Source organism: Bacillus sp. JFL15 (genome assembly GCF_001184225.1).
In the GTDB taxonomy this organism is placed as follows: Bacteria; Bacillota; Bacilli; order Bacillales; family Bacillaceae; genus Bacillus; species Bacillus siamensis.
This window is the reverse complement of the sequence record NZ_KQ236689.1, coordinates 3,105,230-3,131,724: the sequence shown is the minus strand read 5'-3', so window position 1 is coordinate 3,131,724 and position 26,495 is coordinate 3,105,230. Positions and strand designations below refer to the sequence as shown.

Genomic DNA, 26,495 nt, shown 5'->3' with positions numbered 1-26,495 from the left:
AAATATAAATTTATACGGAGTCCGGGAAATGAATGTTCCTTATTTTTCGTTTTTCAGGCTTTCATCCAGTCGGTAAACAAATGAAAAAATTTCAGCAACGGTCTCATAAAGCGCTTCCGGTATCTGATCGTCGACCGTCAAATGGCGCATTAATTCGACAAGGGTTCTGTCTTCCTGAATGGGAACCCCCGCCTTCTCAGCTTCTTTTATGATATTTTCCGCGACATGCCCCCTGCCTGTTGCGACAACCTTCGGGGCTTGATCTTTCTGCCGGTCGTAATGCAGGGCGACAGCTCTTCTTAACGGCGTTTGTTCTTTCATATTTTCACATCCACTTTTCGTCCGCCGTCTTTTTCTATAAACTCTTCCACAAGAGCGCTCTGGTCTTTCGGTCGCCGCTTTTTAGCCGTAACGCCCGACAGACTGAAGCCCGTCTCTTTTACAGCCTCTTTTAAAGCCGGTACGAGAGGGTCGATGGCCGCCTGAAGCTCAAAATCGGTCTCAACCGTAATGGTCATTACATTTTGCTGAATCATACAGTCCACAACGGTTTCTTGCAGCGTTTCAAGGTGCAGCAAAAACAGAAGCCTGCAATGTGACGGATCGAGTTTTCCGTCCGGCTCCTTCCGTCCTTTAAAGAGAACTGTGATGTCATTCTCATACGCGGACGCTCCCAGCGGAAATGACAGCACCATCTGCGTAAAAGATGGATTCTGCTGCTCAATAAACAGCTGTCCGTTTAATTTATGAATGAGCGGTTCTGCCTCTTGTTTAACGGATTGGGGCGCGTCTTGAAGCGTCCGGACGGCTTGGAGAGCCGTTTTCAGCGCTTGTTTCTCCGGCTGCGGAGCCGCGCCTTTTTCAAGCGCTGTAATGAATGATAATTCATCACGGGTGCCCAGCCCTTTTTTGATTCTTTGCAAAAGGCTTAATACTTCATGTTTTTCCGCATATTTCAGTTCAGTAAGCTGAACGGCTTTTTCGAAAACAGCCGCCTCCTGTTCTGTCAGTTGTACGTTTTGGAGAACAGGTGCTGTTTTGGATGTTTTATCTTGAGAAATGAAAGCCTTGATGATGTCCGCCGTTTCTTTTACGGGACGGTTTTCATTCTTTTCGGCTGATGTCATTAATTTTTCGATAAGCTGTCTTGCCGCTTTTTCAGGCAGCTCCGTATCTGTCCGGGCACGCGGAGGAGAAGGGCGGCTTGAGACTGCCTTTACGTTTTCACGAGTCTCTCGGACAATTGGTGATTGTTTTAATTCCGTCCGTTCTCCTTTATCCATCGGCCCGGTTTCTGAAATCGGCATGCGTGCGGCCTCGGCAAGCTTCTTCAAGAGGCGCTCTGCATGAAGATCCGTTTCCGCGTCTAGCACGCCAGAAACCGCCTCTTGAAGCGCGGACAGCTCTTTTGCCGATTGCGGAGCCTGATTGATTGCCTGAAGCAGTCCGGAAAGAAGGCGGCGGGTCGGAACCGGAAATTTAACAGCATGAATGGCTGACAAGACTTCAGGGTGCGCGGGCAGTTCCCGTTTCAACGCAAATACGATTGTTTCTGCCGCCTTTTTCGCTTCGGCGGCCGGAAGCGATTCAGCCCAGCGGATGCAGGCTTTGAGGCTGTTTTCCGTCATTGGCAGCTTCTGCTGCATAAACGTTTCGGCAATCTGCAGAGATACCGGGTTCGGTTTGACGGAAAGAGCGTTTAACAGTCTTCCCGCCGCTTCCTGAACGGTTTTCGGGCTTCCATCAAATTGGTCAACAACATGAAGCCGGCCTATTTTTTCCGCCGGCTGTCTGTCATAAGAAAACCAGTAATATGCCTGAGGACGGAGGGCGGTTTCAAGCTTTCCCTGCATCGTCCGGCCGCCGATTTGGATAAGCGCGCTTTGATCGTCCAGCAAACGGAGAACCTTCCCTAACAGCAGTCTTTTTTCGCCGCTGTCTTTACCGCCGTCTTGCCGATCCTGAGAGATTTCCGCCGTCAGCTGTCTGAAAGCCGCTGAGATTTCGCCGCTTATGTTCATGTCTTAAGCCTCTTTTCTAACAATAAGATTGAACGGGAGCGAATGTTTTTCGGTGAATAGTTGTCGGTCCGTATGCCTGAAGAGCTTCAAGATGTTCTTTCGTTCCGTAGCCCTTATTTTTTTCAAAGCCGTACATGGGATAGGTTTTGGCGTATTCCGCCATGAGACGGTCCCGCGTTACTTTAGCAATGCAGGCTCCGGCGGCAATTGACACGCTTTTGGCATCCCCTTTTATAACAGATGACTGCGGAATGTCCAGCGGTAGCGTCATGGCATCTGCAAGCAGATAATCAGGTGTTTCCGATAAAGCATTGACCGCTTTTACCATCGCGAGTCTCGCGGCCTCATAAATGTTGATCCGGTCAATGACATCCGCATGGACAATGCCTACTCCTATCGCTGTGGCTTCTTCCGTAATCCGATCGTAATACTCCCCGAGCTTCTTTTCCGACAGTTTCTTCGAGTCCGTGAGTCCGAGAATCTCGCATTCTGCCGGCAAAATGACAGCACCTGCGACAACCGGTCCGGCAAGCGGCCCTCTTCCCGCTTCGTCAACGCCTGCAATCAGGCGGAAACCTTTTTTGTATGAGAGCCTTTCGTATGCCGTCATGTTCAGCCACTGCTCTTTAAGGGCTTTTTCCTTCGCGTGTTTCTTCAGCCATTGCTCTAAAAGCGTCTGTACGCTTTTTCTCGGATCTTTTTCACATTGGGCAAGGAAGGGGTCTCTTTCATCTTTGACCTCTTGCAGGCGTTCTTTTACGCTTTTTACGGTTAATGTATTCACGTTCTCTTCTCCCTTACATTATGTATATCGGTATTCTGCGGAAAAAATAAAGACCCGCATCGCTGCGCGTCTTTATTCTGATGGTGTTTCAAATGAAAGCCTGCCGAACTTTTCCGTCCGGATGTCCCGGATGATGACTTCTGTCGTTTTATCGTAGTCAATCAGTCCGCCGCCCATTAAACAGCCGCGTTTTTCACCGATCGCGTCAAAAAGAGCGGCAATATCCTCAGGGATTTCCTGAAGTCCGTAACGCTCCTTTAGGCGGTCTGGATAATGCTCTTCCAGAAAGCGCAGCCCGAAAATGGCCACATCCTGCAGGTTGATAATGGAATCTTTAATCGCCCCGGTGATCGCCAGGCGCAAACCGACAAGCTCGTCTTCAAATTTAGGCCATAAAATCCCCGGTGTATCGAGCAGCTCTAATTCCTTGCCTACCTTTACCCACTGCTGGGAAGTGGTAATGCCGGGCCTGTCTCCCGTCTTGGCAATGTTTTTTTTGGCCAGACGGTTGATGAGCGTAGATTTCCCGACGTTCGGAATGCCGATGATTAATGCGCGGATCGCTCTTGGCTTAATGCCTTTTGCTTTCATTTTATCGAACTTATCTTTCAGCAGTTCTTTCGAGGACGGCACGATTTGATGCAGCCCCTGTCCGTTAACGGAGTTTATTGAAAGAGAGGGAATCCCCTGTCCCTGAAAGTGTTCCTTCCATTGGGCCGTTACAGCCGCATCGGCCTTATCGGCTTTATTTAAAAGCATAATGCGCGGCTTATTTTTTAAAATTTCCTCAATCATCGGGTTTCTCGATGACTTCGGTATTCTCGCATCCACCAATTCGTAGACGATATCAATTAATTTCAGTTTTTCTGTTACTTCCCGTCTCGCTTTAGCCATATGGCCCGGGAACCATTGAATGGTCATGTGACTTCGACACCTGCCTTATTTGCCGGAACTGTATGTCCCGGTGATCTCTTATGTATTTTACGTTGCTTGTTCCGCTTTTACAAATGTCATATAAAAAAAGAGCCTGTTACGGGTAACAAGCTCTTTTCGTTCGTTATCATTATCGTCTGATTTCTTTAATACGAGCCGCTTTTCCGCGAAGTTCACGCAGGTAGTAAAGCTTAGCGCGACGTACTTTACCGTAACGTACAACTTCGATTTTCGCGATTTTTGGTGTGTGTACAGGGAATGTACGTTCAACGCCAACACCGTAAGAAATCTTACGAACTGTGAACGTTTCGCTGATTCCACCACCACGACGCTTGATCACAACACCTTCGAAGATCTGGATACGCTCACGGTTACCCTCAACAACTTTTACGTGTACACGTAAAGTGTCACCAGGACGGAACGCAGGAAGATCAGTGCGAAGCTGTTCTTTTGTGATATCTTGAATTAGTTTTTGCATCGTTTTCAACTCCTTCCAACAGATGCTCTTGGCCACAACTGCAAGGCACAGCGGAACATCGTTTTCAAGCTTCTGAAGGATAAGCCTCCTTAAGCCACAAGTAGTATCTTATCATATCTTCATCACCTGCGCAATAGAATCTATTCGTTTTCCCACTCGGAAATCCATTTTCTTTGCTCATCAGTGAGAGGATAGTTTTCAAGAAGATCCGGACGTCTTAAAAAGGTTCTTCTGATTGATTCTTTATTGCGCCATTCTTTTATTTTCGCATGGTTGCCGGACAGAAGCGTCTCAGGCACTTTTAAGCCTTTATAATCTGCAGGCCTTGTATAATGCGGATGCTCTAAAAGCCCCGTGCTGAAGGAATCCTCCACGTGGGATGCTTCTTTTCCGAGGACGCCCGGCAAAAGCCTGACAACACTGTCGGCAATCATCATGGCAGGGAGCTCTCCACCTGTCAGCACAAAATCCCCGATGGAGATTTCATCCGTGACAAGGTGTTCCCGGATCCGTTCATCATACCCTTCATAATGTCCGCAAATAAACATCAGATGTTCCTCTTCCGCCAGCTCCTCGGCTTTCTTCTGCGTATAACGTTCACCTTGCGGGCAGACGAGAATAATGCGCGGCTTGGCGTCCGTACCGGCTGTCAGCTTTTCAACGGCATCAAACACAGGCTGCGGCTTTAACACCATCCCGGCTCCCCCGCCGTACGGGTAATCATCAACCGTTTGGTGTTTATTATCCGAAAAAGCCCGGAAATTGATGACGTCAAAACGGACAGCCTCTTTTTCCTGTGCTTTTTGCAGGATGGATGAGCCGAGAACCCCTTGAAACATCTCGGGAAACAGTGTTAAAAAGTCGATTTTCATTCGTCTATTAACCCTTCCATTACATGAATCTTAATTTTCTTCTCATTTATATTAATATCCTTGACCACAGAAGCGATATACGGAATGAGCGCATCTTTTTTCCCTTTTCTTGCAACCACCCATACGTCATTAGCTCCGGGCGTCAAGATTTCCTTCACTGTGCCGATCAGTTCCCCGTCCTCTGATACCACTTCGCAGCCGATGATTTCATGAAAATAAAATTCATCTTCTTCAAGCTCTCCCAAGTCTTCTTCAGGGACTTTGATTACCATGTTTCTTAGGTGTTCGACTTCATTGAGACTCGGCATTTCTTTGAATTGCAGCAGATGAAACTGCTTGTGAAGCCTGTGGGTGCTGACCGTTACTTTGATTGGCTCCGCAGCTCCTTCCGCAAACAAATAGAGCGTATTGCCGGGCTTGTACCGTTCTTCGGCAAAGTCCGTTTTAGAAATGACCCGCACTTCGCCTTTAATGCCGTGGGTATTTACAATTTTGCCTACATTAAACCATCTGTTTGTCATATTATCACCTCGGGCGAATTTCAATTACTACCCCGTCTTTTATGACGATGGTATTTGCCGCTGTTTTTTCATGCCAGTTATCACCGACGTTGATTGAAAGCAGCGCATCGATCTCCTTTTCCTTCACTTCGCTTCCGAGCGGGAGCGAATGTGTCTGGCTTATTTGGAAATCGATCATTTTGATTTTGTCTTGTCTTTTTTCAATGGCTTTTTTAAAAGATTCCGCCACATCGGGATTCTGCTGATCTTTTTCATGTTTTCTAAGCTGAAAATAGAGCTGGCTGCATTCTCGTTCAAGCGTTTGCTTTTTTTCTGCAAAAGAGGCCAAAAGCTTTTCCTTGCTTTGCTCGGTCAGAACCTGCATAACGGTTACCCTGTGAATAATCTGCATAGGACCAGACTCCCCACTCTTCCAACATATTTCTGTTCATTTGCCTTTTTTACGTGTAAAAAAAGGGGAGGTGCCAGCCCTCTCCCTTTCAGTCAAATATTTCAAATTGAACTTTCTTAGAAGACTGTGCGCCAGCTGCAAAAACGACGGTTCGAATCGCTCTTGCAGTCCGGCCTTGCTTTCCGATAATTTTACCGGTATCTGACTTATTGACAGATAAGCGCAGCGCAATCTTTTGATCGGTCTCTTCTTTTGTGACCGTTATGTCTTCCGGATGGTCGACAAGCGGAGCCACAATGCTGACAATCAAATCTTCCAAGTTCTGATCAGTCATTACTTGCCTTGTTTAGCGTTGTGGAATTTTTCCATAATTCCTTGGCTTGAGAACAAGTTGCGGACTGTATCAGAAGGTTTAGCTCCTGTTTGCAGCCATTTAAGAGCAAGCTCTTCGTTGATTTTCACTTCAGCCGGCTTTGCAACCGGGTTGTATGTTCCGACTGTTTCGATGAAACGGCCGTCACGCGGTGAACGAGAATCTGCTACAACAATACGATAGAAAGGAGATTTTTTTGCTCCCATACGTTTTAAACGAATTTTTACTGCCATTTTACTAGCACCTCCGAAAATATTTCAACAAGATAGTATATTAACAATGATAAAAGTGTTTGTAAAGTGTTTTTTCTTAACAACGGTTTTATCATGTATAACCGATTACATAAAAGGTAATTTAAAGCCTTTTTTCTTCCCTTTTGTCATGTTGGTCATCTGCTTCATCATTTTTTTCATTTCCTCAAACTGCTTTAAAAGACGGTTGACTTCCTGAACGGATGTTCCGCTTCCTTTGGCAATCCGCTTCCGCCGGCTGGCGTTAATGATATCCGGCTGTTCTTTTTCAAGAACAGTCATTGATTTAATAATCGCCTCCACATGATTCAGCTGTTTTTCATCGACTTGGATGTTTTTTAAGCCTTTCATTTTGCCTGCGCCGGGCATCATTTGCAGCAGTTCGTCAAGAGGCCCCATGTTTCGGACCTGGCCGAGCTGCTCAAGAAAATCATCCAATGTGAAGCTCATCGTTCTCATTTTCTGCTCAAGCTCTTTGGCTTTGTCTTCATCAACTGTCGCCTGAGCTTTTTCAATCAGGGTTAACACGTCACCCATTCCGAGAATCCGGGATGCCATACGCTCGGGATGGAACGCTTCTAAAGCGTCGAGTTTTTCTCCCATTCCGGCGAATTTAATCGGCGTTTCAGTGACTGCACGGATAGAAAGCGCCGCACCTCCGCGGGTATCCCCGTCAAGCTTTGTTAAAACGACGCCCGTTAAACCGAGCTGGTCATTAAAACTTTTGGCGACGTTCACCGCATCCTGACCGGTCATTGAATCGACAACAAGGAAAATTTCTTCAGGGTTTGCGACTTCCTTTACGCCGGAGAGCTCATCCATCAGTTCGTGATCGATGTGCAGCCGTCCGGCGGTATCTAAAATCACATAATCATGATGCTCTTCCTTCGCTTTTTCAATCGCCTGTCTGGCAATTTCCACCGGGCTGACCTGATCGCCAAGCGAAAAGACCGGCATATCAAGCTGTTTCCCCAGTGTTTCCAGCTGCTTAATCGCAGCGGGACGGTAAATATCTGCAGCCACGAGCAGCGGTTTGCGGTTATGTTTTTTGCGCAGCAGGTTGGCGAGCTTCCCCGTGGTTGTCGTTTTACCGGCACCTTGGAGCCCGACCATCATAATAACGGTCGGCGGGCGTTTGGCGACGGCAATTTTGCTTTCTTCGCCGCCCATCAGCTCGGTAAGCTCTTCTTTTACGACTTTAATAACCTGCTGACCGGGTGTCAGACTCTGCATGACGTCCTGTCCGACAGCCCGTTCACTTACTTTTTTCACAAAATCCTTTACGACTTTAAAGTTAACGTCAGCCTCAAGAAGCGCAAGACGAACTTCACGCATCATCTCTTTTACGTCTTGTTCGCTGACTTTTCCTTTTCCGCGGATTTTTGAAATCGTCTTTTGCAGTCGGTCGGCTAATCCTTCAAATGCCATTGTTTGCCGCCTCCTAATCTAATTTCTCAAGCGCTTCAATCAGAGCCGTCATTTTTTCCTCTTCCTGCAAGCCGGAAGCAAGCTCTTTCAGCTTTGTAAACATTTCTTTACGCTCCTGAAACTTTTTAAAAAGGAGCAGTTTTTCTTCATATTGTTCAAGCATCGCTTCAGTCCGTTTGATGTTATCGTAAACGGCTTGCCTTGAAACGTCATACTCTTCGGCTATTTCACCAAGGGAGAAATCGTCCAGATAATAAAGCGACATATAGCTCTTTTGTTTTGACGTCAGCAACGACTGATAGAAGTCAAACAAATAGTTCATTCTCGTCGTTTTTTCGAGCGACATTTGAGCTCTCCCCTTTGTTAAGTCAAATCCCTTTACAAAAACATAGTTTACATGGTTTCAGAGCGTGTGTCAAGTTTTTATCTTGTCAAAGCATGAGGCTCTTTTTACATAATCAGTTTTTAAAAAAATTCGTATAGACCGCCGTTAAAATACTCGAATTCTTGTTTTGATACACGATAGCGGCAATAGCCTTCGTAAAAAGCATTGAGCCATGCTTCATTTGTGACAAAATGACGGATCGCTAATGATTCATCATATCGCGGATCTCCCGCCGATATTCCCGCAGCATCGATAAACAGACAGACCTCTCCGTCTTTCACCAGCACATTATCAGTCGTGCAGTCACCGTGAATCATTGTCTGCTGAACAGGAACAGGTCTGTACCAGTCCAAATCCTTCAAAAGCTCTGCACTTCCTTCAGCCTGTCCTTTTTTGACATATTCCCCGGCTCGTTTGATTTGCAGATCGAGCCAGTCTGTTTCCGGCTGTAAACCAGGGACCATTTCGGTTTCATGTAGCCGTTGCAGAAACTGGCCGAAACTTTTGATCAGCTTTTTCTTTTCAGTATCCCCTTTTGCTTTTCTTAAAGCAGAAGTGAGGGTGATTCCATCCTCAAATGACATGACGATATGGCTGGCATGCTGTTCCTGTATCATCCCATAATAAATAGGAACAGGCAGACGACGAGTTTCCGTCAGTTGTTGTAAAACGAAGGCTTCTCTCATTAACCATTCCCGATACTTCTGTTGAAAAGAACTTTTCAGCAAAAATGCGTCTTGGCCGGTCACTATTTTCCGAACGGTTGAAGTGCCTCCCTGTTCATCCAGCAGCGACATATGGTTTATCGCGCCGATCTTACTTTCCAATTCAGCTTTCAGCCATTTGTCCAACAACTGCCCCCTCCATTCCGAGTATCAATGCGTATAAAAAAACGAGTATAAAACCGTCCATTTTATACTCGTTTTTTATTCATTAATCCTCGGCTTTTTCAACTAAATCAGAAAAGAGACCGTATACGTAAGATTCTGCATCAAACCGCTGGAGATCGTCAACCTTTTCTCCGAGGCCGACCAATTTCACGGGGATATGAAGCTCATTGCGGATCGCCAGGACGATACCGCCTTTTGCGGTGCCGTCAAGCTTCGTTAATGCGATACCCGTCACATTCGTCGCTTTGGAGAATTCTTTCGCCTGCGCCATCGCATTCTGACCTGTCGTCGCGTCAAGCGCAAGCAGAACCTCATGCGGAGCCTCAGGCACTTCGCGTTCGATGACGCGTTTGACTTTTTCAAGCTCTTTCATTAAGTTTACTTTATTCTGAAGGCGGCCGGCCGTATCACAAATCAGCACATCCGCGCCTCTTGCTTTAGCCGCGTGTACGGCATCGTAAATAACTGCCGCAGGGTCACTCCCGGCAGCCTGCTTAATGACAGGCACGCCAGTACGCTCCCCCCACACTTCAAGCTGTTCAATCGCTCCGGCTCTGAAGGTGTCTCCGGCAGCGAGCACAACCGATTTGCCTTCATTCTTCAGCTTATGGGCAAGCTTTCCGATCGTTGTCGTTTTTCCGACGCCGTTTACGCCGACAAGCAGAATAACGTTTAAGCGCCCGTCCTGAATATTCAGTTCAGAAATCTGTTCGTCGCCGCTGTTATAAATGTCGACGAGTTTTTCAGAAATGACGGACTGCACTTCCTGAGGGTCCTGGATGTTTTTCAGCTTCACTTCTTTTTTGAGCTCGTCGATCAGTTCCATGACCGTTGTGAAACCGACGTCAGCGCTAATCAGCACTTCCTCAAGCTCTTCGAAGAAATCTTCGTCGACTTTCCGGTAGCGTGAGACGAGCTCGTTCACTTTATTTGAGAAGGAATTTCTTGTTTTTTCGAGACCGTCTTTAAATTTTTCAGAGACGGAGTCTGTCTGTTTCGTGATTTTCTCTTTTAATTTTTTAAAAAAGCTCATCTTTCAACCTCTTTCCTCGTTACTGAACGAATTCTTTTGTTTCTTCCAGTTTGACTGAAACCATTCGGGAAACGCCGGATTCCTGCATCGTCACACCGTAGAGGACATCCGCTTCTTCCATGGTGCCTTTTCTGTGGGTGATGACGATAAACTGGCTGTCGCCGCTGTATTTTTTTAAGTATTGCGCAAACCTGAATACATTGGCTTCATCAAGCGCAGCTTCCACTTCATCAAGCACGCAGAACGGAACGGGCCTTACTTTCAAAATGGAGAATAAAAGGGCAATGGCGGTCAGCGCCCGTTCTCCCCCTGACAAAAGATTTAAGTTTTGCAGTTTTTTGCCCGGAGGCTGGGCGATAATGTCCACCCCTGAGTTGAGAAGGTCATTCGGATCGGTCAGCTTCAGTTCAGCGCGCCCTCCTCCGAACAAGGAACGGAACACGTCGTTGAATTGAGAACGGATCTGGATAAACGTTTCATGGAACCGCTTCGTCATTTCTGAATCCATTTCTTCAATGACTTGGAACAGTGTATTTTTCGCATCCGTCAGATCATTTTTCTGCTCCGTTAAAAACTGATACCGTTCGTTCACTCTTTCAAACTCATCAATGCTGCCGAGATTGACCGTTCCGAGCTCTTCAATTGAAAGCTTGATCAGTTTGACCCGTTTTCTCGCCTCTTCAGGCTCGAGTTCGAGCTGATATTGTTCTTTTGCCCCTTCAAAAGATAAGCTGTACTCCTCACGTAAATATTGCAAGAGGTTATCAAGCTCAACTTCCATCCGGCCGAGTTTTACCTCTTCATCTTTCAGAATTTCTGTTTTCTGCCTGTACAGACGCTTCATCTCTTTCAGCTCAAGCTCGTTCGTATCAAGCGCCCTCTGAAGTTTCACACGCTGATCGCGCCGGCTGGCGATCAATTCGATCGTTCTCGTTTTATCGTGAAGCTTATGATGGGCTGCTTCTTCAAGCTGCTCCTCACCGCTTGTGCTGGATGTCATCTCTGAGGTCAGGAGGCTTAAATCTTCCCGTGTTTCTTTCAGGGCGAGCTGCGTTTCTTCAAGCTCTTTTTTCAGCCTTTTGAGGTTGTCTTCCTCACTCGAGCAAGCCTGTTCTTTTTTCGCCGCGGCCACTTTACATTCCGTCAGCTCATGAGAGAGCGTTTCTTTTGTTGAGGATAGGGTCTGCTTTTGTTTTGTCAGCCTGTCCATCTCTTCCTCAAGCTCTTTCAGCTGGCCGGATGCCTCACTCAGCTGTTCTTCCAATGCTGATTTTCGCGCCTCTTTTTCCCGGCTGCTTTCCGTCAATGATGCTTTCTCCTGATCGTAAAGCTCCAGATGGGTATTGATGTTCTTTTCGGCGACTTCGAGTTCATACAGCCTGCCTTTTACATCCTGCTGCTTTGTTCTGAAAGCCTCACCGTCTTCACGGAGACCGTTCAGCGTATGTTCAAGCTCTTGAATGGCTTGTTTCAGCGATTTGACCTCTTTTTCGAGCACAGCTGTTTTTTCTTCCATTTCGGCGAGCCGCGCAGTCACCGTCTCAAGCTCACGGCTTCTGCCGAGCAGAGAATTGTTTTTCTTTTTGACTGCGCCGCCTGTCATTGATCCGCCTGGATTGACGACATCGCCTTCAAGCGTCACGATGCGGTAGCGGTGCCCGACAAGCTTGGCAAGTTCATTCGCACCTTTTAAATCTTCAGTGATCAGCACTGTGCCGAGAAGGTTTTCAATGACATTCCGATACGCCGCATCATACGTGACAAGCCCGCTCGCTGCGCCTAGGAAAGACGGATGCTTCGAAGCCGTCTGTTCATCACGGGTTTGGAGCTGGCGCGGTTTCATGACCGTAAGCGGCAGAAACGTCGCGCGGCCGAAGGAATTCTGTTTTAAATATTGAATCGCTTTCCGCGCCGCCTGCTCATCGTCTGTGACAACGTGCTGTGCCGCCGCGCCGAGTGCAATCTCGATCGCCGTTTCATATTTTTGTTCAGTGGAAATCAGTTCGAGAACGGCGCCGCGGATGCCGCCAAGCTGCTCCTTCTGCTTCAGTACTTCTTTTACGCCTTGGTAAAACCCTGAAAAATCGCCTTGCATCGTTTCAAGCATATCTTTTTTGGATCTGGCCTGCTGTACAAATTGATACGCCTGATACAGGGCTGATTCTTTCTTTTCATACTGGCGTTTTTTCTGTTCATATGCGGTCTGGACTTCGCGAAAGCGGCCGACCTGATTGTCAATATCCGCTTCAACTGCGGCCAGTTCTTCTTCGCATGCCGCTTTGCGGACGGAAATATCATTTCGTTCCTGAAGATATTTTTCATTGTTTGCGGTCAGTCTCGCCTGCTGGACGGCAGATTGGGACATCTGGTCATCTAAAAGCTGCAGCTCGTTGCGGATCGACGCCTGACTGTTTAACAATTCGAAGTAATCGCTTTTTAATTGTTCGATTTTCTCTTCGACGTTTTCATTATGAAGGCTGAGCGCCTGCTGCTTTTCTTTCACCTGGGCATTTAACCGCTTCACTTCGGCACGCAGCTTATCAAAGACGGCAGACTGTTTTTCAATAGCCGATTTCAGTTCTGCTTCTTTCTTTGTGTAATGTGTGACGGATTCCTCAAGCTGTTCCCGGTTTTGCGCGGCGTTTTTTTTGCGCTCTTTCAGCACTTCTTTCCGGCCTTCCAGCTTTTCAAGCTCTTCACTTGTCACGAGCAGAACCTGCTGCAGCTCGTTGACGGATTCGTCGAGCGCGTGGATTTTATCTCTCGTCTCTTCTATCGCCGCTTCTTTAGCGGAGATCGCCGACGATTCCGCCAATTCTTCTTCTTTAGCAGCCTGCACCTTGTCTTTTAAACCCGACCATTTGCCATGCAGTTCTTCGATATCAAAGGCTGTTAGGGCGATTTCGACGTGCTCAAGCTCTTTCTTTTTTTCTAAGTAGTCTTTGGCGATTGATGCCTGGATTTTCAGCGGTTCGACCTGATCTTCGAGCTCGTGAAGAATATCTTCCACCCTGTTTAAGTTATCCTGCGTCTCAAACAGTTTGTTTTCCGCTTTTTTCTTGCGTGTTTTATATTTCAGCACGCCGGCAGCTTCTTCAAAAATACTGCGGCGGTCTTCCGCTTTGCTGCTTAAAATCTCTTCGACTTTCCCCTGGCTGATAATGGAAAACGCTTCTTTCCCGAGCCCGGAGTCCATAAATAAGTCAATGATGTCTTTCAGGCGGCAATGCTGATTATTGATGAGAAATTCACTTTCTCCGGAACGGTAAACCCGTCTCGTCACGCTGACTTCGTGATAATCGATCGGGAGAAAATGATCTTCATTATCAAGCGTTAACGTGACTTCCGCAAGGTTAAGCCGCTTGCGTGAATCACTTCCGGCAAAAATGATATCTTCCATTTTTCCGCCCCGAAGCGAGCGGGCTGATTGTTCGCCGAGCACCCAGCGGATGGCTTCGGTTATGTTGCTCTTTCCGCTGCCGTTCGGACCGACAACGGCCGTGACGCCTTTTACAAAGTCAACGGATATCCGTTCTGCAAATGATTTAAATCCTATAACGTCTAAACGTTTGAGGAACATCCCAGATCCTCCTTATCGTATAAGTATCTCAATATTATCATAATCCCCCGCTTATATCAGGCGCAGACATATTGAAATCCCCCTAGGGATACAGGGGGATTTTATTGTTTCGTATGGTGTTTTTGCAATTTTGCAAGAGCTTCCTGTGCTGCGTGCTGCTCGGCTTCTTTTTTGGAACGTCCGTTCCCGATGCCGAGCGCCTCACCTTTAAGAGAGACAAGCGCCTCGAATTCCCGGTTGTGGGCAGGTCCTTTTTCATTGAGAATTTTGTACTCAAGCGATCCTTTTCCGTCCCGCTGCACAAATTCTTGAAGCTGGCTTTTGAAATCCATCACATGAGAAAAAGCACCATCGTTTATTTTAGGGAACACGTACTCTTTCAGGAATTGCTGAACCGGCTCAAGGCCCTGATCCAGATACAGTGCGCCGATAAACGCTTCAAACACATCCGCTAAAAGCGCAGGACGCTTTCTGCCGCCCGTCATTTCTTCTCCTTTACCCAAAAGAACAAGATCGCCGAATGACAATTCGTGGGCAAGTGAGACGAGTGACGGCTCGCATACGATAGCGGCTCTCAGCTTCGTCAAATCTCCTTCACTCATGGCCGGATATTTGGCAAATAAGAATTGGGAGATCGTCAGTTCCAAAACAGCGTCACCTAAAAATTCAAGCCTTTCATTGTCTTCATACGGCTTTTTCCGATGCTCATTCACATAAGATGAATGTGTAAATGCTTGATACAAAAGTTTCTCGTTTTGAAAATGAACCGAAATCCGTTCTTGGAACTCTTTAAATTGCTCTATTTTTTTATAGAACTTTTTTTTATCTTTAAAATGTGAGTGTTTTGACATAGTAACCTCCATAGGCACATCAGGTTCACCGCGCTTCCCGCCGTAAACGGAATCGGCAGCGCGTACAGCGTCAGACGCCGGTAACCGAACGGTTAAAGGGCTAAAGCCCCGCTGTCAGGCGGGACTTTTAGCATCAGCTTATTGCTGGTTTTGTATGTAGTTCACAGCGTCGCCGACTGTTGCAATCTTTTCAGCATCTTCGTCAGAAATCTCCATATCAAACTCGTCTTCAAGTTCCATAACAAGCTCAACTACATCTAGGGAATCAGCACCTAAGTCTTCCTTGAAAGAAGCTTCAAGTTTGACGTCAGCTTCATCAACGCCAAGGCGGTCTACGATGATTTTCGTTACACGCTCTAATGTATCTGCCATAGCAATTCACCTCCCCTCAAGTATTATAGAGGATTCGTTTTTAAAAAACTAGAGAAACTAGGATGAAATTTTAAAAACAAATCTTTACATCACCATTCCGCCGTCAATATGGAGGGTCTGACCCGTCATATAACGCGATCCTTCAGAAGCAAGGAACGTGACAACGCTGCTGATATCGGAAGGATCACCGAAACGCGCGAGCGGAATCTGCTTCAGCATTTCATCTTGGACTTCTTTAGAAAGCTTGTCCGTCATATCCGTGGAAATAAAGCCCGGAGCGATGGCGTTGACCGTAATATTACGGCTCGCAAGCTCTTTGGCAGATGACTTTGTCAAGCCGATCACACCGGCTTTTGCCGCCACATAGTTCGCCTGGCCCGGGTTTCCGCTGACGCCGACGATTGATGATACGTTGATAATCCGGCCTGAGCGCTGTTTCATCATCTGTCTAGTCACGGCTTTCGTGCAGTTGAAAACACCTTTCAGGTTAATGTTGATGACGTCATCCCATTCATTTTCTTTCATTCTCATCAGGAGATTGTCCTTTGTGATTCCCGCATTGTTCACGAGAATGTCGATTGAAGAGAATTCGGCGACAGCCTCTTTCATCATGTTTTGTACTTCTTCGGAATTTGATACATCGGCTTTTACCGCGATCGCATTTCGGCCCAAAGATTTGATTTCATCTACGACCTCGTTCGCTTTCGCTTCACTTCCGGAGTAGTTGACAACTACGTTACATCCGTTTTTCGCAAGATCAAGCGCGATCGCCCGCCCGATTCCGCGGGACGCTCCCGTTACGACTGCTGTTTTTTCATTAAGCATCCTGATTCTCCTCCTTCAGCGTTTGAATCGCCAATTCAATGGTTTCATGGTCAGAAACCGCGATTGTTTTCAGACGGCGGTTCACTTTTTTCACAAGGCCTGAAAGCACTTTTCCGGGACCGATTTCAACAAACGTCGTAACGCCTTCGTCAATCAGTTTGTTAATCGTTTCTTCAAAGCGTACAGGTGAATAAAGCTGTTCGATCAGCTTTTTCTTGATATCGTCTTTTTCTGTCATGATGTCAGCCGAAACGTTTGATATAACGGGAACAGCCGCACTTTTCAGCTCACATGCGCTGAGCACTTCTTCGAGTTTTTCCGCCGCCGGCTTCATTAATTCAGAATGGAACGGTCCGCTTACTTCTAGCGGGATCGCCCGTTTTGCCCCGTTGTTTTTCGCTTCTTCTGAAGCAAGCTCCACGCCTTTTGCCGTTCCGGAAATCACGATCTGGCCGGGGCAGTTCAGATTTGCAAGCTGTACGAGGTGGCCGTTTTCTGTCACTTGATCCGTCACCTTTTTCAAGGATTCCGCATCCATTCCGAGAATAGCGGCCATTGCGCCTTCTCCCGCCGGTACGGCTTCATTCATGAATTCTCCCCGTTTTCTTACCGTGTAAACGGCATCTTTAAATGTCATCGCTCCCGCCGCAACGAGCGCCGAATATTCTCCGAGGCTGTGGCCGGCTGTGAAATCCGGCGTGATGCCGGATTCTTTAAACTTTTCCAATACGGCAATGCTTGTTGTTAACAGCGCAGGCTGCGCATTGTATGTAAGGGTTAATTCTTCAGCATCGCCTTCAAAAATGAGCGAGCTCAGCTTTGTTTCAAGCGTTTCATCCGCTTCATCAAAAATACGTTTTGACGCTTCTTCGCGTTCGTACAGGTCTTTTCCCATACCGATATATTGTGATCCCTGTCCGGGAAATAAAAATGCAATTTTACTCATGGTGTGATAACCTCCAGACTACTCATCTGTTTTTTCTTCTTTTACTTCTTCTTCTATAAATGCGGCCACGTTTTGGCTGACCATTTCTCTCGCCTGGCGCAGCGCGTGATAAACAGCGCGTGCATCAGAAGAGCCGTGCGCTTTAATAACAGGCGCCTTTAAACCGAAAAGACTCGCCCCGCCGTACTCAGAATAGTCCATTTTCAGTTTCATTTCCATCAGCTTGGGCTTCAGCACTCCTGCTGCCAGCTTAGAAACAAAACTTGAAGTCAGTGTATCTTTCAGCATTTTGAAAATTGATAACGCTGAACCTTCCAATGTTTTCAACGTGACGTTGCCCGTAAAGCCGTCTGTGACGATAACGTCAGCAGCGCCTTCCAGCAAGTCTCTCGCCTCTACGTTTCCGACAAAATTCACGTTTGTTTCTTTTAATAATTCAAACGTCTTTTTTGTCAGGTCGTTTCCCTTCTTTTCTTCCGTGCCGACATTTAACAAGCCGACGCGCGGCGAGCTGATTCCGAGAACCTGCCGGGCATATACAGACCCCATTATTCCGTACTGGACAAGGTGCTCCGGCTTGGCATCGACATTGGCGCCCACGTCTAAAAGAAGGAAACCGTCGCCTGATACGGTCGGAAGCGTCGGCGCAAGGGCCGGCCGGTCGATTCCTTTAATTCTGCCGACAATAAACAGCCCCGCTGTCATCAATGCGCCCGTATTCCCCGCTGAAATGCAGGCATCGGCTCTGTTTTCAGCCACTTCCTGCGCCATCAGCACCATAGAAGAGTTTTTCTTTCTGCGTACGGCGCGGACCGGTTCATCCGTCGGTTCAATCACTTCATCGGCGTGCAATACGGTGATGCGGTCTGATGTTGTTGGCAAGTGTGATTCTATCGTTGTCTTGTCACCGACCAGCGTAATATGAAGATCGTCAAATGCCTCAATACCCTTCATTACTCCGTCAATAACAGCTTTGGGTGCATTGTCGCCTCCCATTGCATCTACAGCTATTCTCATGCATGCTCCACCTTTATGATTGTTTTGAACGGTACATGTCAAAGTTGCCGGAGAATACGACTTCTTCTCCCACATAACTGTTTACTTCCACTACCGTTCTGCCTTTTTCTTTTTCGACTGCCGTCACTTTGGCTTTCGCAACGACGCGCTCGCCCTCTTTCACCTGTCTTGTAAAGCGGATATTTGCGCTTGCGGTCAGCGCCAGCTCATCATCTATGACGGCTACGGCGAGTGAGTTCGCCTGCGCAAACAAATGATGCCCCCGCGCAATCTGATTGCGGCTGAAAACATGTTCGCGTCTTACTTCTAATATAGAAATGGCCTGGCCGTCAAGCTCCAGATCAATGATTTCACCGATCACTTCATCTAAAGGCAGTGATTTCACTTCATCTTCAAGCGTTTGCTCTGCCACGTTTTTAATTCTTTCCCTCAGCTCCGGTATTGAGAGCTCTAAGCGGTCTAAACGGATCGTCTGAATGCTGACGCCGAATTTCCCCGCTAATTCTTCATCTGTGATGAAGGGTGTCGATTTGATCGTCTGCTGCAATAATTTTTGGCGTTCTTTCTTGCTTCTTCTCATCTATAAACACCATCCGGACAATTAAGACTAGGTACTAATAGTAGTATATAATTTCATAGATTGGAATGCAATGATTGTTTTTTGAAAGCCGCCGAATTTTGCAGAATCAGCTTAATTTCTCCCCTTCTAAGACACCGCTTGAAAGCAATTGAGCGCGAAGCATGCTGTACTCGTCATCTTTCCAAAAAGCTACTGAAGACACAAGATTGGCCGCATCCTGACGGGCCGTCTCCAAAGCTCTGTAGTCATGAACCATATCCGCCACCTTGAACTCGGGCATACCGCTTTGTTTTTTTCCGAAGAAATCGCCGGGACCGCGCAGTTCAAGATCCTTTTCAGACAGTTCAAACCCGTCATTTGTCTCCGACATGATTCTCATCCGCTCTTTCCCGGTTTCGGATTTCGGATCGGCCATCAAGATGCAGAAAGATTGATGGTCTCCCCGTCCGACCCGGCCGCGGAGCTGATGGAGCTGAGATAATCCGAAACGGTCGGCGTCATAGATGACCATAATTGTCGCATTCGGCACGTTCACCCCGACTTCTACGACGGTTGTTGACACGAGAACCTGACATTGATTGGCGCTGAATTCTCTCATCACCTGATCTTTTTCATCAGAATGGAGTTTCCCGTGCATCAGACCGACATTCCATTTGCCGCGGTACACATCAGACAGCATGTTATATACGTCAATCGCATTCTGCACATCCAGCTTATCCGATTCTTCAATGAGCGGACAGATTATATAGGCTTGTCTGCCCTGTTTCAGCTCTTTTTCAATAAAAGTCAAAATCCGCTCCAGCATGTCGTGTTTCACCCAATACGTTTCGATTTGCTTTCGTCCCGCGGGCATTTCATCTATCACGGAAACATCCATTTCTCCGAAGACGGTAATGGCCAGCGTTCTCGGAATCGGGGTGGCTGTCATAAACAGCACATCCGGATCCTGGCCTTTATTCTTGAGTTTTTTGCGCTGTTCGACCCCGAACCGGTGCTGCTCGTCCGTAATGACAAGGCCCAGCGCTTTAAATTCCACTTCATCCTGGATTAAAGCATGGGTCCCTACTAAAATATCAATCTCTCCGAGAGCAAGCCGCTCCAAAAGCTCCCTGCGCCGCTTTCCTTTTACAGAACTCGTCAAAAGCGCGATATTCACGTCTTCATTTGCAAATAACGATACGAGAGAGTCTGCATGCTGTTCGGCCAGAATTTCTGTCGGCACCATTAATGCCCCCTGATACCCCGACAGAATCGCAGCGTACAAAGCGATGGCGGCGACCGCCGTTTTTCCCGAACCGACATCACCTTGCAGCAGACGGTTCATTCTGTAAGGCGATGTCATATCAGCGGTAATTTCACGGAGCACGCGCATCTGTGCGTTCGTGAGCGAAAACGGAAGGCTGTCTGTGAAAGCGGCGAGCTTTTCAGCAGGAAACACGTGGCTGATGCCTTTTGACTGTTCTCTTTCCGCTTTACGGAACGCCTGCATCTTCAGCTGAAACAATAAGAATTCTTCGTACACAAACCGGCGTCTTGCCTGCTGCAGCGATTCCCTCGTCTCCGGCTGATGCATCGTCTGCAGGGCTTGTTTGTAATCAGGAAGCTTGTAGCGGATTCTCAATTTTTCAGGAAGCGGATCGGCCGCACTGTCCAAATGATGCTGCAGCGCATCCTTAATAAATCGTCTCATCATTTTAACGGTGACGTTTTCTTTAACGGAATAAACAGGCTCAATGCTTTTATCTTCTTGATGAGGACCGTTTTTTAGTTCCTGCACGGATACGGTCTGCCTGTGTTTATCCCATTTACCGGATATCGTGACGACAGAACCGAGCGTCAGTTTCTTTTTTAAGTACGGACGGTTAAAACAGACCGCGGTAATTAAATAATTGCCGACAAGCACTCTGAATGTCAGCCTGTTTCGTTTTTTGCCGTAATAGGTAAGAGAAGGTTCTGAATGAACCTTCCCTTCTACCGTCACTCTTTCTTCATGTTTTACTTCCTCTAAATCCCTCAGCTCATAGTCGTCATAACGGTAAGGGAAATAATTCAGAAGATCAGAAATGTCATAGATACCCAGTTCATGCAATGTTTTTTCTGTTTCCGGCCCAATGCCCTTAATCTCCGCTATACTAGTTTGCTGATGGTGTTTCACTTGATTTCAGCGCTCCTCCGAAAATTTTTTTCTCTAATTCTCTTCCCGTCGGTGTCGCGGCTAAACCGCCTTGTCCCGTTTCACGCAGTGCTGTCGGCATCGTCTGGCCGATTTTGTACATCGCGTCTATTACCTCATCGCAAGGAATGCGGCTCGTAATCCCTGCCAGCGCCATATCCGCCGCGATCATCGCATTGGAGGCTCCCATTGCGTTCCGTTTGACACACGGTACTTCTACCAAGCCGGCGACCGGATCACATACGAGACCGAGCATATTTTTCAGCGTAATCGCCATTGCTTCCGCTGATTGCTGAGGCGTTCCGCCCGCCATTTCCACAATCGCAGCGGCAGCCATACCGGATGCCGATCCGACTTCCGCCTGACAGCCTCCAGCCGCTCCCGAAATACTCGCGTTATTTGCTACGACAAAACCGAACGCGCCGGCTGTAAACAGAAAACGGATCATTTGTTCCGTCGTAGGGTTCAGCTTATGCTTTACGGCGAATAACGTTCCCGGCACAACCCCGGCAGAGCCGGCGGTCGGTGTAGCGCAGATCGTTCCCATCGCCGCATTGACTTCATTTGTGGCTACAGCTTTAGACACGGCGTCTAAAATCAGATTGCCTGACAGGCTTTTTCCCGATTGGATGTATGCCTGCAGTTTCACGGCATCTCCTCCTGTTAAACCGGTCTGGCTCGTGACGCCGTTCAGCCCTTTTTCAACCGCCGCTTCCATGACGGAAAGATTGCGTTCCATTCCTCGAAAGATCTCTTCCCGCGTTTTTTGTGTCACTTCCATCTCTTGGGTGATCATCACTTCTGAGATCGGAATTTGTTTTTCTTGAGTGATTTCTATTAATTCTTTTACATTACGAAACATGTCATTTTCCTCCTGACTTTTTAGTCAGCTATCTTAGTAACCTGTATAATATTAGGAAGTGTTGAAAGTTCGTCCAGCACTTCTTCTTCAATATTCTGATCGACCTCAATCGTCATCAGCGCAAGCTGGCCGACGTCCTTACGCGCCACTTCCATATGTCCGACGTTGATTGAGAATTTCGCAAGCACATTGGCAACACCTGCAATTGTGCCGAATTTATCATTATGAACGACTAAAATAGCCGGGTGGTTTCCGGAAAGTCGCAGCTCAAAGCCGTTAAGCTCCGTGATTTCTATTTTCCCGCCGCCGATTGAAATACCGGTTAAGGCAAGCTCACCCTCATCATCAGAAATGATGATACGCGCCGTATTCGGATGAACGGGCACGGCATCCTCTGTGCGGAACTCTATATCTATGCCCTTCTCTTCAGCAATTTGAATCGCTGTTTTAATCCGTTCATCAAATGTATCAAAATCAAGCAGGCCGCCGATAATCGCGACATCAGTGCCGTGGCCCTTATACGTCTCTGCAAATGATCCGTAAAAAGACACAACGATCCGGCGGGGCTCCCGTCTGAATAAGCTTCTGGCCACTCTGCCGATCCGGGCTGCGCCTGCGGTGTGTGAACTGGACGGGCCGATCATTACCGGGCCGATAATATCAAAAACGCTTCTATATTTCATGCTGGTTTGTTCCTCCTTAACATCACTTCATTCAGCGCTTTTCTTTAGACTAATTGAACATTTATCAATTGGCAAGCAGGCACACTGCCGCACTGCCGCAGGTAAATTAAGGCATAAGAATAGAAGGGCCTGATAAGCCCTTCTATTCTGCCGCAAATATATATGGATAAAGAGGCTGTCTGCCGTTATGGATTTCAACTTCGATATCTTCACAGACACTTGTAATATACTCAGCGAGTTTCTCAGCTTCTTCTTCCGGCGCGTCTTCTCCGTACAGAATGGTGACGATTTCATCTTCTTCCCCGATCATCTCATCCAGCAGTAATTTCGCCGCATTTATCCGGTCTTCGGCGCTGCCGATAATCGAACTGTTTAAAATGCCGATAAAATCACCTTTTTTTATATCCTTGCCATCGATATGGGTGTCTCTGACTGAATATGTCACCTGTCCGCTTTTCACATTCCGGATGGCTTCAAGCATATTGGCTTCATTTACATCAGCCGGCTGGTCAGGGTTAAACGCAAGCAGGGCGGTCATGCCTTGAGGCACCGTTTTTGCAGGAATGACAATGACATTTTCTTCAGCCACGCTCGCCGCCTGATTGGCAGCCATCACAATATTGGAATTGTTCGGAAGAATGAAAACCGTTTCCGCATTCACAGACTGAACGGCTTCCACAATATCTTCTGTGCTCGGATTCATTGTCTGGCCGCCTTCGATAACGTGTGAGGCGCCGATGCTCGCAAACAGTTCAGAAATGCCTTCGCCCATTGCCACAGTCACGATCCCAAAAGGTTTACGGGATTCTTTCATTACACCGGCCGGCTTTTTTTCATCATGTTCTTGGCTGATGATGGACGTATGCTGCTCTCTCATGTTTTCAATTTTGATTTTAATCAAATCGCCGTAACGCTGCGCGAGATTGAGCACGTTCCCTGGCTCTTCGGCATGAATGTGAACTTTCGCCAGCGTATCATCAGCCACGACCAGCAATGAGTCACCGAAACGGCTCAGTTCATTTCTGAACGTCTCTTCTTTGAACGTCCGTTTATCTTGGTCAAGTCTTACCATCACTTCCGTACAAAATCCGAATTCAATGTCTTCTGTACTCAGCATGCTCTGCGCGCTTTTATGATGTTCGGCATTCACCATATCATCGAGTGCCGGAAGAACCGCTTTTTTCGGTACAGATTCTCCTTTTAAGGAAGCCAAAAAGCCTTCATATACACAAAGCAGACCTTTTCCGCCGCTGTCAACGACACCGACGTCCTTTAAAACAGGAAGCAGATCCGGCGTGCGGTTGAGCGACGCTTCCGCTTCTTCAATAACGGCCTCCATGAGAGCAATGATATCGGTTTCTTCTTTGGCCGAGGCGACCGCTTTTTTAGCCGCGTCCTTGGCCACGGTTAAAATCGTTCCTTCAACCGGTTTCATGACCGCCTTATATGCCATATCCACTCCCGCTTGGAGTGCGGCGGCAAATTCTTGGGCGTTTATTTCTTTTTTGTTTTCAATGCTCTTTGTGAAACCTCTGAATAATTGGGACAGGATCACTCCTGAGTTTCCTCTTGCTCCCATAAGCAGGCCTTTTGACAGGGCGATGCCGACTTTGCCGATGTCAGGTGAGTCAAGGTGTTCTACCTCTCTTGCACCGGATGACATCGATAAATTCATGTTTGTTCCGGTATCGCCGTCCGGCACGGGAAACACGTTCAGCGCATCCACCGCGGATGCGTTTTGAGACAATGTCTCAGCCCCCGCCAGAATCATTGCCGCAAAAGCTCTCCCATCTAAGTTTCGTCTAGACAATACTCATCCTCCTCACTACGGGTTCGTTACTCGTACGCCTTGGACATAAATATTTACAGAATCAACTGCAAGTCCGATTGTTTGATTTACTGTGTATTTTACCTTCGTCTGAACATTGTGGGCTACTTCTGATATTTTAGTGCCGTAGCTGACAATAATGTACATGTCGATATGTATTTGTTCTGCTTCCTGACGGACATGTACGCCTTTTGCGAAGTTCTCTTTCCGGAGGATTTCAGACAAACCGTCTTTAATCTGGTTTTTAGAGGCCATCCCCACTATTCCGTAACAGTCAATGGCAGCGCCTCCGGCAACCATTGCGATGACTTCGTTGGATATATCAATCTGTCCGTATTTTGTCTTCATTTCAATGGACACACAGGTTCCTCCTTCAGGTGCATAGAGTTATCATTATTCTACTATATGTATCCCATTATGAAAAGAAAAGATACAGACAGCGGCGCTCCAGCGCGGAAATGTGATTGGTTTTACATGTCAAGTGATTTTTCTTGAAAGTAAGGTAAACAATAGTTGCAAACGGTTTTTAGCTGTGGTAAATTATTTAAAGTATTGTATAACGAAAGCATCTGAGACACTATGTTTGAAAAGATGTTTCGCGCAGTTAGGAGGGAAACAAATGGCACGTAAATGTTTTATTACAGGTAAAAAAACAAAAGCCGGAAACAATCGTTCTCACGCAATGAACGCTTCTAAACGTACTTGGGGCGCCAACCTTCAAAAGGTCCGCATCCTCGTTGACGGCAAACCTAAAAAAGTATATGTATCTGCCCGGGCTTTAAAATCCGGAAAAGTTGAGCGTGTATAAGCAAAAATGAACGCCTGCCCTATTATGCGGCAGGCGTTTTTTATGCGTTCAAAGAGGGCGATTTCAGCTCCTTGGGCCTACTCTTTTCTAAATGAGCCCAGCATCGCCCGGACAATTCCTCCTAAAAACTTCGGCAATTTAATGGTATAAAATTTCATTTTGTCCCCTCCTATAAGTTCCGTATCCGCTGCGTTCATCACTTTAGGATTCATGGTTTTTTCCGCATATGGCAGAAGCCGCTTTTTTAATCCGCGCTCCTTACCATTATTAATATGCCTTTTGCAAACGAAAAAGTACCTCGTGAATGAATGAGTTCGTTACTAATACATAGTGTGGAACCCATGGGAATATGACAATTATCCAGAGGATATTTAAAACCGTCGAGCGTCAGGCCGTCTGCCGCTTCCGCAAACGGAATAAAAGAAACATAGCGTCTGCTGCTTTTTTCTTCAATTGTATAACGGCCGGGTCCGAACATCTGAATCTCATTCTGCCTGTCGATCAGTTTAACATCAGTGTCCTTATTTACGGCTTTATACAGCAGCTGAATGTTCCCTAAAAAATGATCGGCTCTTCCGCCCGTCACACCGAATATCCGAATGTGCTCCGGTTCTTTTTGTAAAGCCCAGTCAAGAGCGAGTTCCAGATCGGTATAATCTTTTTCCGCCTGATACACATGGAGGGACGGCGCAGCTTCTTGAATCTGCAGGAGCTCTTCTTCCGTAATGCTGTCAAAATCACCGAAAGCTTCCTGCGGAATGATCCCGGCCTCCAAAAGAGCGACCGTCCCTTTATCCACTCCGACCCACGTCGTATCTCCGTCTGTGTACGCGGACAGCTCGGGAATAAACTCCCGGGGGCCGCCCGCAACAATATTGATTGTCTTCATATATTATCCTTTCTCTCTTAAATACGAAAAGAGCCGGCGGCTTTCACCGGGCTCTTTTTCAGCATGTTTATTCTGCGTTTCGGATGTCAGCGATGGCTTTTTTCCGATCCGGCTGATTATATACGGCAGACCCGGCAACAAGCAGGTTGGCGCCCGCTTCAGCGCATAAAGGAGCTGTTTCTTTATTAACGCCGCCGTCCACCTCGATTAAAAGTTCAGAAAGGCCTTTCTCCTCAGCCAGCTGTTTGACCTGACGGATCTTCGGCAGGACCGAATGAATGAAGCGCTGTCCTCCAAAACCCGGATTAACCGTCATTAACAGCACAAGGTCCAGCTCATCGATCACATGTTCAATGATTTGAACGGGCGTATGCGGATTGAGCACAACTCCCGCTTTTATCCCCTGCTCTTTTATCAATTGAATGGTCCGGTGAAGATGCGGACATGCCTCGGCGTGAACGGAAAGGATGTCCGCACCGGCTTTTGCGAATGCCGGGATGTAGCGGTCCGGGTTTTCAATCATAAGATGGACATCCAGCGGCAGATCAGTCACCGGACGGACGGCTTCAACGATAAGCGGCCCGATTGTAATGTTAGGGACGAAATGGCCATCCATGACATCAATATGGATATAGTCCGCCCCTCCTTTTTCCACGTCTTTAATTTCCTCGCCCAGTGAAGCAAAATCGGCGGAAAGAATTGATGGCGCAACCTTAATCAT

The 26,495-nt window shown here is 47.2% G+C and carries 30 protein-coding genes; 1 reads left to right on the top strand and 29 read right to left on the bottom strand.

Going from position 1 to position 26,495, the window contains the following annotated elements:
* Positions 1–39: 39 nt before the first annotated feature.
* The 26 genes from AD710_RS15760 to AD710_RS15635 all read right to left on the bottom strand — a co-directional run bounded on the left by AD710_RS15760 (position 40) and on the right by AD710_RS15635 (position 24,437).
* A complete protein-coding gene (locus tag AD710_RS15760; protein WP_016936135.1) occupies positions 40–321 on the bottom strand; it encodes a FlhB-like flagellar biosynthesis protein in 282 nt (93 codons plus the stop codon).
* Positions 318–2,021, bottom strand: coding sequence for a hypothetical protein (locus AD710_RS15755; RefSeq protein ID WP_049628463.1), 1,704 nt, complete (start codon positions 2,019–2,021; stop codon positions 318–320). Before AD710_RS15755 ends, AD710_RS15760 begins: the two co-directional genes overlap by 4 nt.
* Positions 2,022–2,037: 16 nt before the next feature.
* A complete protein-coding gene (locus tag AD710_RS15750; RefSeq protein WP_049628462.1) occupies positions 2,038–2,805 on the bottom strand; it encodes a ribonuclease HII in 768 nt (255 codons plus the stop codon).
* 72 nt (positions 2,806–2,877) lie between these two features.
* Positions 2,878–3,726, bottom strand: a complete 849-nt coding sequence (ylqF, locus tag AD710_RS15745) for a ribosome biogenesis GTPase YlqF (protein ID WP_049628461.1) — start codon at positions 3,724–3,726, stop codon at positions 2,878–2,880.
* 142 nt (positions 3,727–3,868) lie between these two features.
* Positions 3,869–4,216: a 50S ribosomal protein L19 gene (gene rplS / locus AD710_RS15740; protein WP_003154288.1), complete on the bottom strand. Its 348-nt coding sequence runs from the start codon at positions 4,214–4,216 to the stop codon at positions 3,869–3,871.
* Between the two features lie 140 nt (positions 4,217–4,356).
* Complete coding sequence (gene trmD, locus AD710_RS15735; RefSeq protein WP_045926117.1) at positions 4,357–5,088, bottom strand: tRNA (guanosine(37)-N1)-methyltransferase TrmD; 732 nt, start codon at positions 5,086–5,088, stop codon at positions 4,357–4,359.
* Positions 5,085–5,609, bottom strand: a complete 525-nt coding sequence (gene rimM, locus AD710_RS15730; RefSeq protein ID WP_016936140.1) for a ribosome maturation factor RimM — start codon at positions 5,607–5,609, stop codon at positions 5,085–5,087. The genes trmD and rimM overlap by 4 nt, the downstream gene beginning before the upstream one ends.
* 4 nt (positions 5,610–5,613) lie before the next feature.
* Positions 5,614–6,000 (bottom strand): YlqD family protein, encoded by a 387-nt coding sequence (locus tag AD710_RS15725; RefSeq protein WP_016936141.1) that lies wholly within the window; start codon positions 5,998–6,000, stop codon positions 5,614–5,616.
* Positions 6,001–6,088: 88 nt separating this feature from the next.
* Positions 6,089–6,334: a KH domain-containing protein gene (locus AD710_RS15720; protein WP_007611392.1), complete on the bottom strand. Its 246-nt coding sequence runs from the start codon at positions 6,332–6,334 to the stop codon at positions 6,089–6,091.
* A complete protein-coding gene (gene rpsP, locus AD710_RS15715) occupies positions 6,334–6,606 on the bottom strand; it encodes a 30S ribosomal protein S16 (RefSeq protein WP_003154296.1) in 273 nt (90 codons plus the stop codon). The genes AD710_RS15720 and rpsP overlap by 1 nt, the downstream gene beginning before the upstream one ends.
* Before the next feature lie 105 nt (positions 6,607–6,711).
* Positions 6,712–8,052, bottom strand: coding sequence for a signal recognition particle protein (gene ffh, locus AD710_RS15710; protein WP_047475037.1), 1,341 nt, complete (start codon positions 8,050–8,052; stop codon positions 6,712–6,714).
* A gap of 13 nt (positions 8,053–8,065) precedes the next feature.
* Positions 8,066–8,398: a putative DNA-binding protein gene (locus tag AD710_RS15705; protein ID WP_003154299.1), complete on the bottom strand. Its 333-nt coding sequence runs from the start codon at positions 8,396–8,398 to the stop codon at positions 8,066–8,068.
* Between the two features lie 119 nt (positions 8,399–8,517).
* Positions 8,518–9,288, bottom strand: a complete 771-nt coding sequence (locus tag AD710_RS15700) for a phosphotransferase family protein (protein ID WP_049628460.1) — start codon at positions 9,286–9,288, stop codon at positions 8,518–8,520.
* 82 nt (positions 9,289–9,370) lie between these two features.
* Positions 9,371–10,360: a signal recognition particle-docking protein FtsY gene (gene ftsY, locus AD710_RS15695; protein ID WP_047475039.1), complete on the bottom strand. Its 990-nt coding sequence runs from the start codon at positions 10,358–10,360 to the stop codon at positions 9,371–9,373.
* Between the two features lie 19 nt (positions 10,361–10,379).
* A complete protein-coding gene (gene smc, locus AD710_RS15690; RefSeq protein ID WP_016936145.1) occupies positions 10,380–13,940 on the bottom strand; it encodes a chromosome segregation protein SMC in 3,561 nt (1,186 codons plus the stop codon).
* A gap of 101 nt (positions 13,941–14,041) precedes the next feature.
* A complete protein-coding gene (gene rncS, locus AD710_RS15685) occupies positions 14,042–14,791 on the bottom strand; it encodes a ribonuclease III (RefSeq protein WP_003154303.1) in 750 nt (249 codons plus the stop codon).
* Positions 14,792–14,929: 138 nt separating this feature from the next.
* On the bottom strand, positions 14,930–15,163 hold the full coding sequence (acpP, locus tag AD710_RS15680; protein ID WP_003154310.1) for an acyl carrier protein: 234 nt from the start codon (positions 15,161–15,163) through the stop codon (positions 14,930–14,932).
* Between the two features lie 84 nt (positions 15,164–15,247).
* Positions 15,248–15,988, bottom strand: a complete 741-nt coding sequence (fabG, locus tag AD710_RS15675; protein ID WP_016936146.1) for a 3-oxoacyl-[acyl-carrier-protein] reductase — start codon at positions 15,986–15,988, stop codon at positions 15,248–15,250.
* Positions 15,981–16,934, bottom strand: coding sequence for an ACP S-malonyltransferase (gene fabD / locus AD710_RS15670; protein WP_016936147.1), 954 nt, complete (start codon positions 16,932–16,934; stop codon positions 15,981–15,983). Before fabD ends, fabG begins: the two co-directional genes overlap by 8 nt.
* An 18-nt stretch (positions 16,935–16,952) precedes the next feature.
* A complete protein-coding gene (gene plsX / locus AD710_RS15665; RefSeq protein WP_016936148.1) occupies positions 16,953–17,951 on the bottom strand; it encodes a phosphate acyltransferase PlsX in 999 nt (332 codons plus the stop codon).
* A gap of 13 nt (positions 17,952–17,964) precedes the next feature.
* Complete coding sequence (gene fapR / locus AD710_RS15660; RefSeq protein WP_016936149.1) at positions 17,965–18,531, bottom strand: transcription factor FapR; 567 nt, start codon at positions 18,529–18,531, stop codon at positions 17,965–17,967.
* A 106-nt stretch (positions 18,532–18,637) separates the two neighbouring features.
* A complete protein-coding gene (gene recG / locus AD710_RS15655) occupies positions 18,638–20,686 on the bottom strand; it encodes an ATP-dependent DNA helicase RecG (protein ID WP_049628459.1) in 2,049 nt (682 codons plus the stop codon).
* Complete coding sequence (gene sdaAA, locus AD710_RS15650) at positions 20,664–21,566, bottom strand: L-serine ammonia-lyase, iron-sulfur-dependent, subunit alpha (RefSeq protein ID WP_049628458.1); 903 nt, start codon at positions 21,564–21,566, stop codon at positions 20,664–20,666. Before sdaAA ends, recG begins: the two co-directional genes overlap by 23 nt.
* A 20-nt stretch (positions 21,567–21,586) precedes the next feature.
* Positions 21,587–22,249 carry an L-serine ammonia-lyase, iron-sulfur-dependent subunit beta gene (sdaAB, locus tag AD710_RS15645; RefSeq protein ID WP_016936152.1) on the bottom strand — a complete coding sequence of 221 codons (663 nt, stop codon included), beginning with the start codon at positions 22,247–22,249 and terminating at the stop codon, positions 21,587–21,589.
* A 142-nt stretch (positions 22,250–22,391) separates the two neighbouring features.
* On the bottom strand, positions 22,392–24,059 hold the full coding sequence (locus AD710_RS15640; protein WP_049628457.1) for a DAK2 domain-containing protein: 1,668 nt from the start codon (positions 24,057–24,059) through the stop codon (positions 22,392–22,394).
* A gap of 15 nt (positions 24,060–24,074) precedes the next feature.
* Entirely contained in the window at positions 24,075–24,437 is a 363-nt protein-coding gene (locus AD710_RS15635; protein ID WP_016936154.1) for an Asp23/Gls24 family envelope stress response protein, read from the bottom strand.
* Positions 24,438–24,696: 259 nt separating this feature from the next.
* Here AD710_RS15635 and rpmB point away from each other — a divergent pair, with 259 nt between their 5' ends.
* Positions 24,697–24,885: a 50S ribosomal protein L28 gene (gene rpmB / locus AD710_RS15630; protein WP_003154328.1), complete on the top strand. Its 189-nt coding sequence runs from the start codon at positions 24,697–24,699 to the stop codon at positions 24,883–24,885.
* Between the two features lie 77 nt (positions 24,886–24,962).
* Here the strand turns inward: rpmB and spoVM are convergent, their stop codons facing one another.
* From spoVM to rpe, 3 genes are all read right to left on the bottom strand, one after another.
* Entirely contained in the window at positions 24,963–25,043 is an 81-nt protein-coding gene (gene spoVM, locus AD710_RS15625; protein ID WP_003154329.1) for a stage V sporulation protein SpoVM, read from the bottom strand.
* 86 nt (positions 25,044–25,129) lie between these two features.
* Positions 25,130–25,774: a thiamine diphosphokinase gene (locus AD710_RS15620; RefSeq protein WP_049628456.1), complete on the bottom strand. Its 645-nt coding sequence runs from the start codon at positions 25,772–25,774 to the stop codon at positions 25,130–25,132.
* Positions 25,775–25,841: 67 nt separating this feature from the next.
* Positions 25,842–26,495 (bottom strand): ribulose-phosphate 3-epimerase, encoded by a 654-nt coding sequence (gene rpe, locus AD710_RS15615; RefSeq protein WP_049628455.1) that lies wholly within the window; start codon positions 26,493–26,495, stop codon positions 25,842–25,844.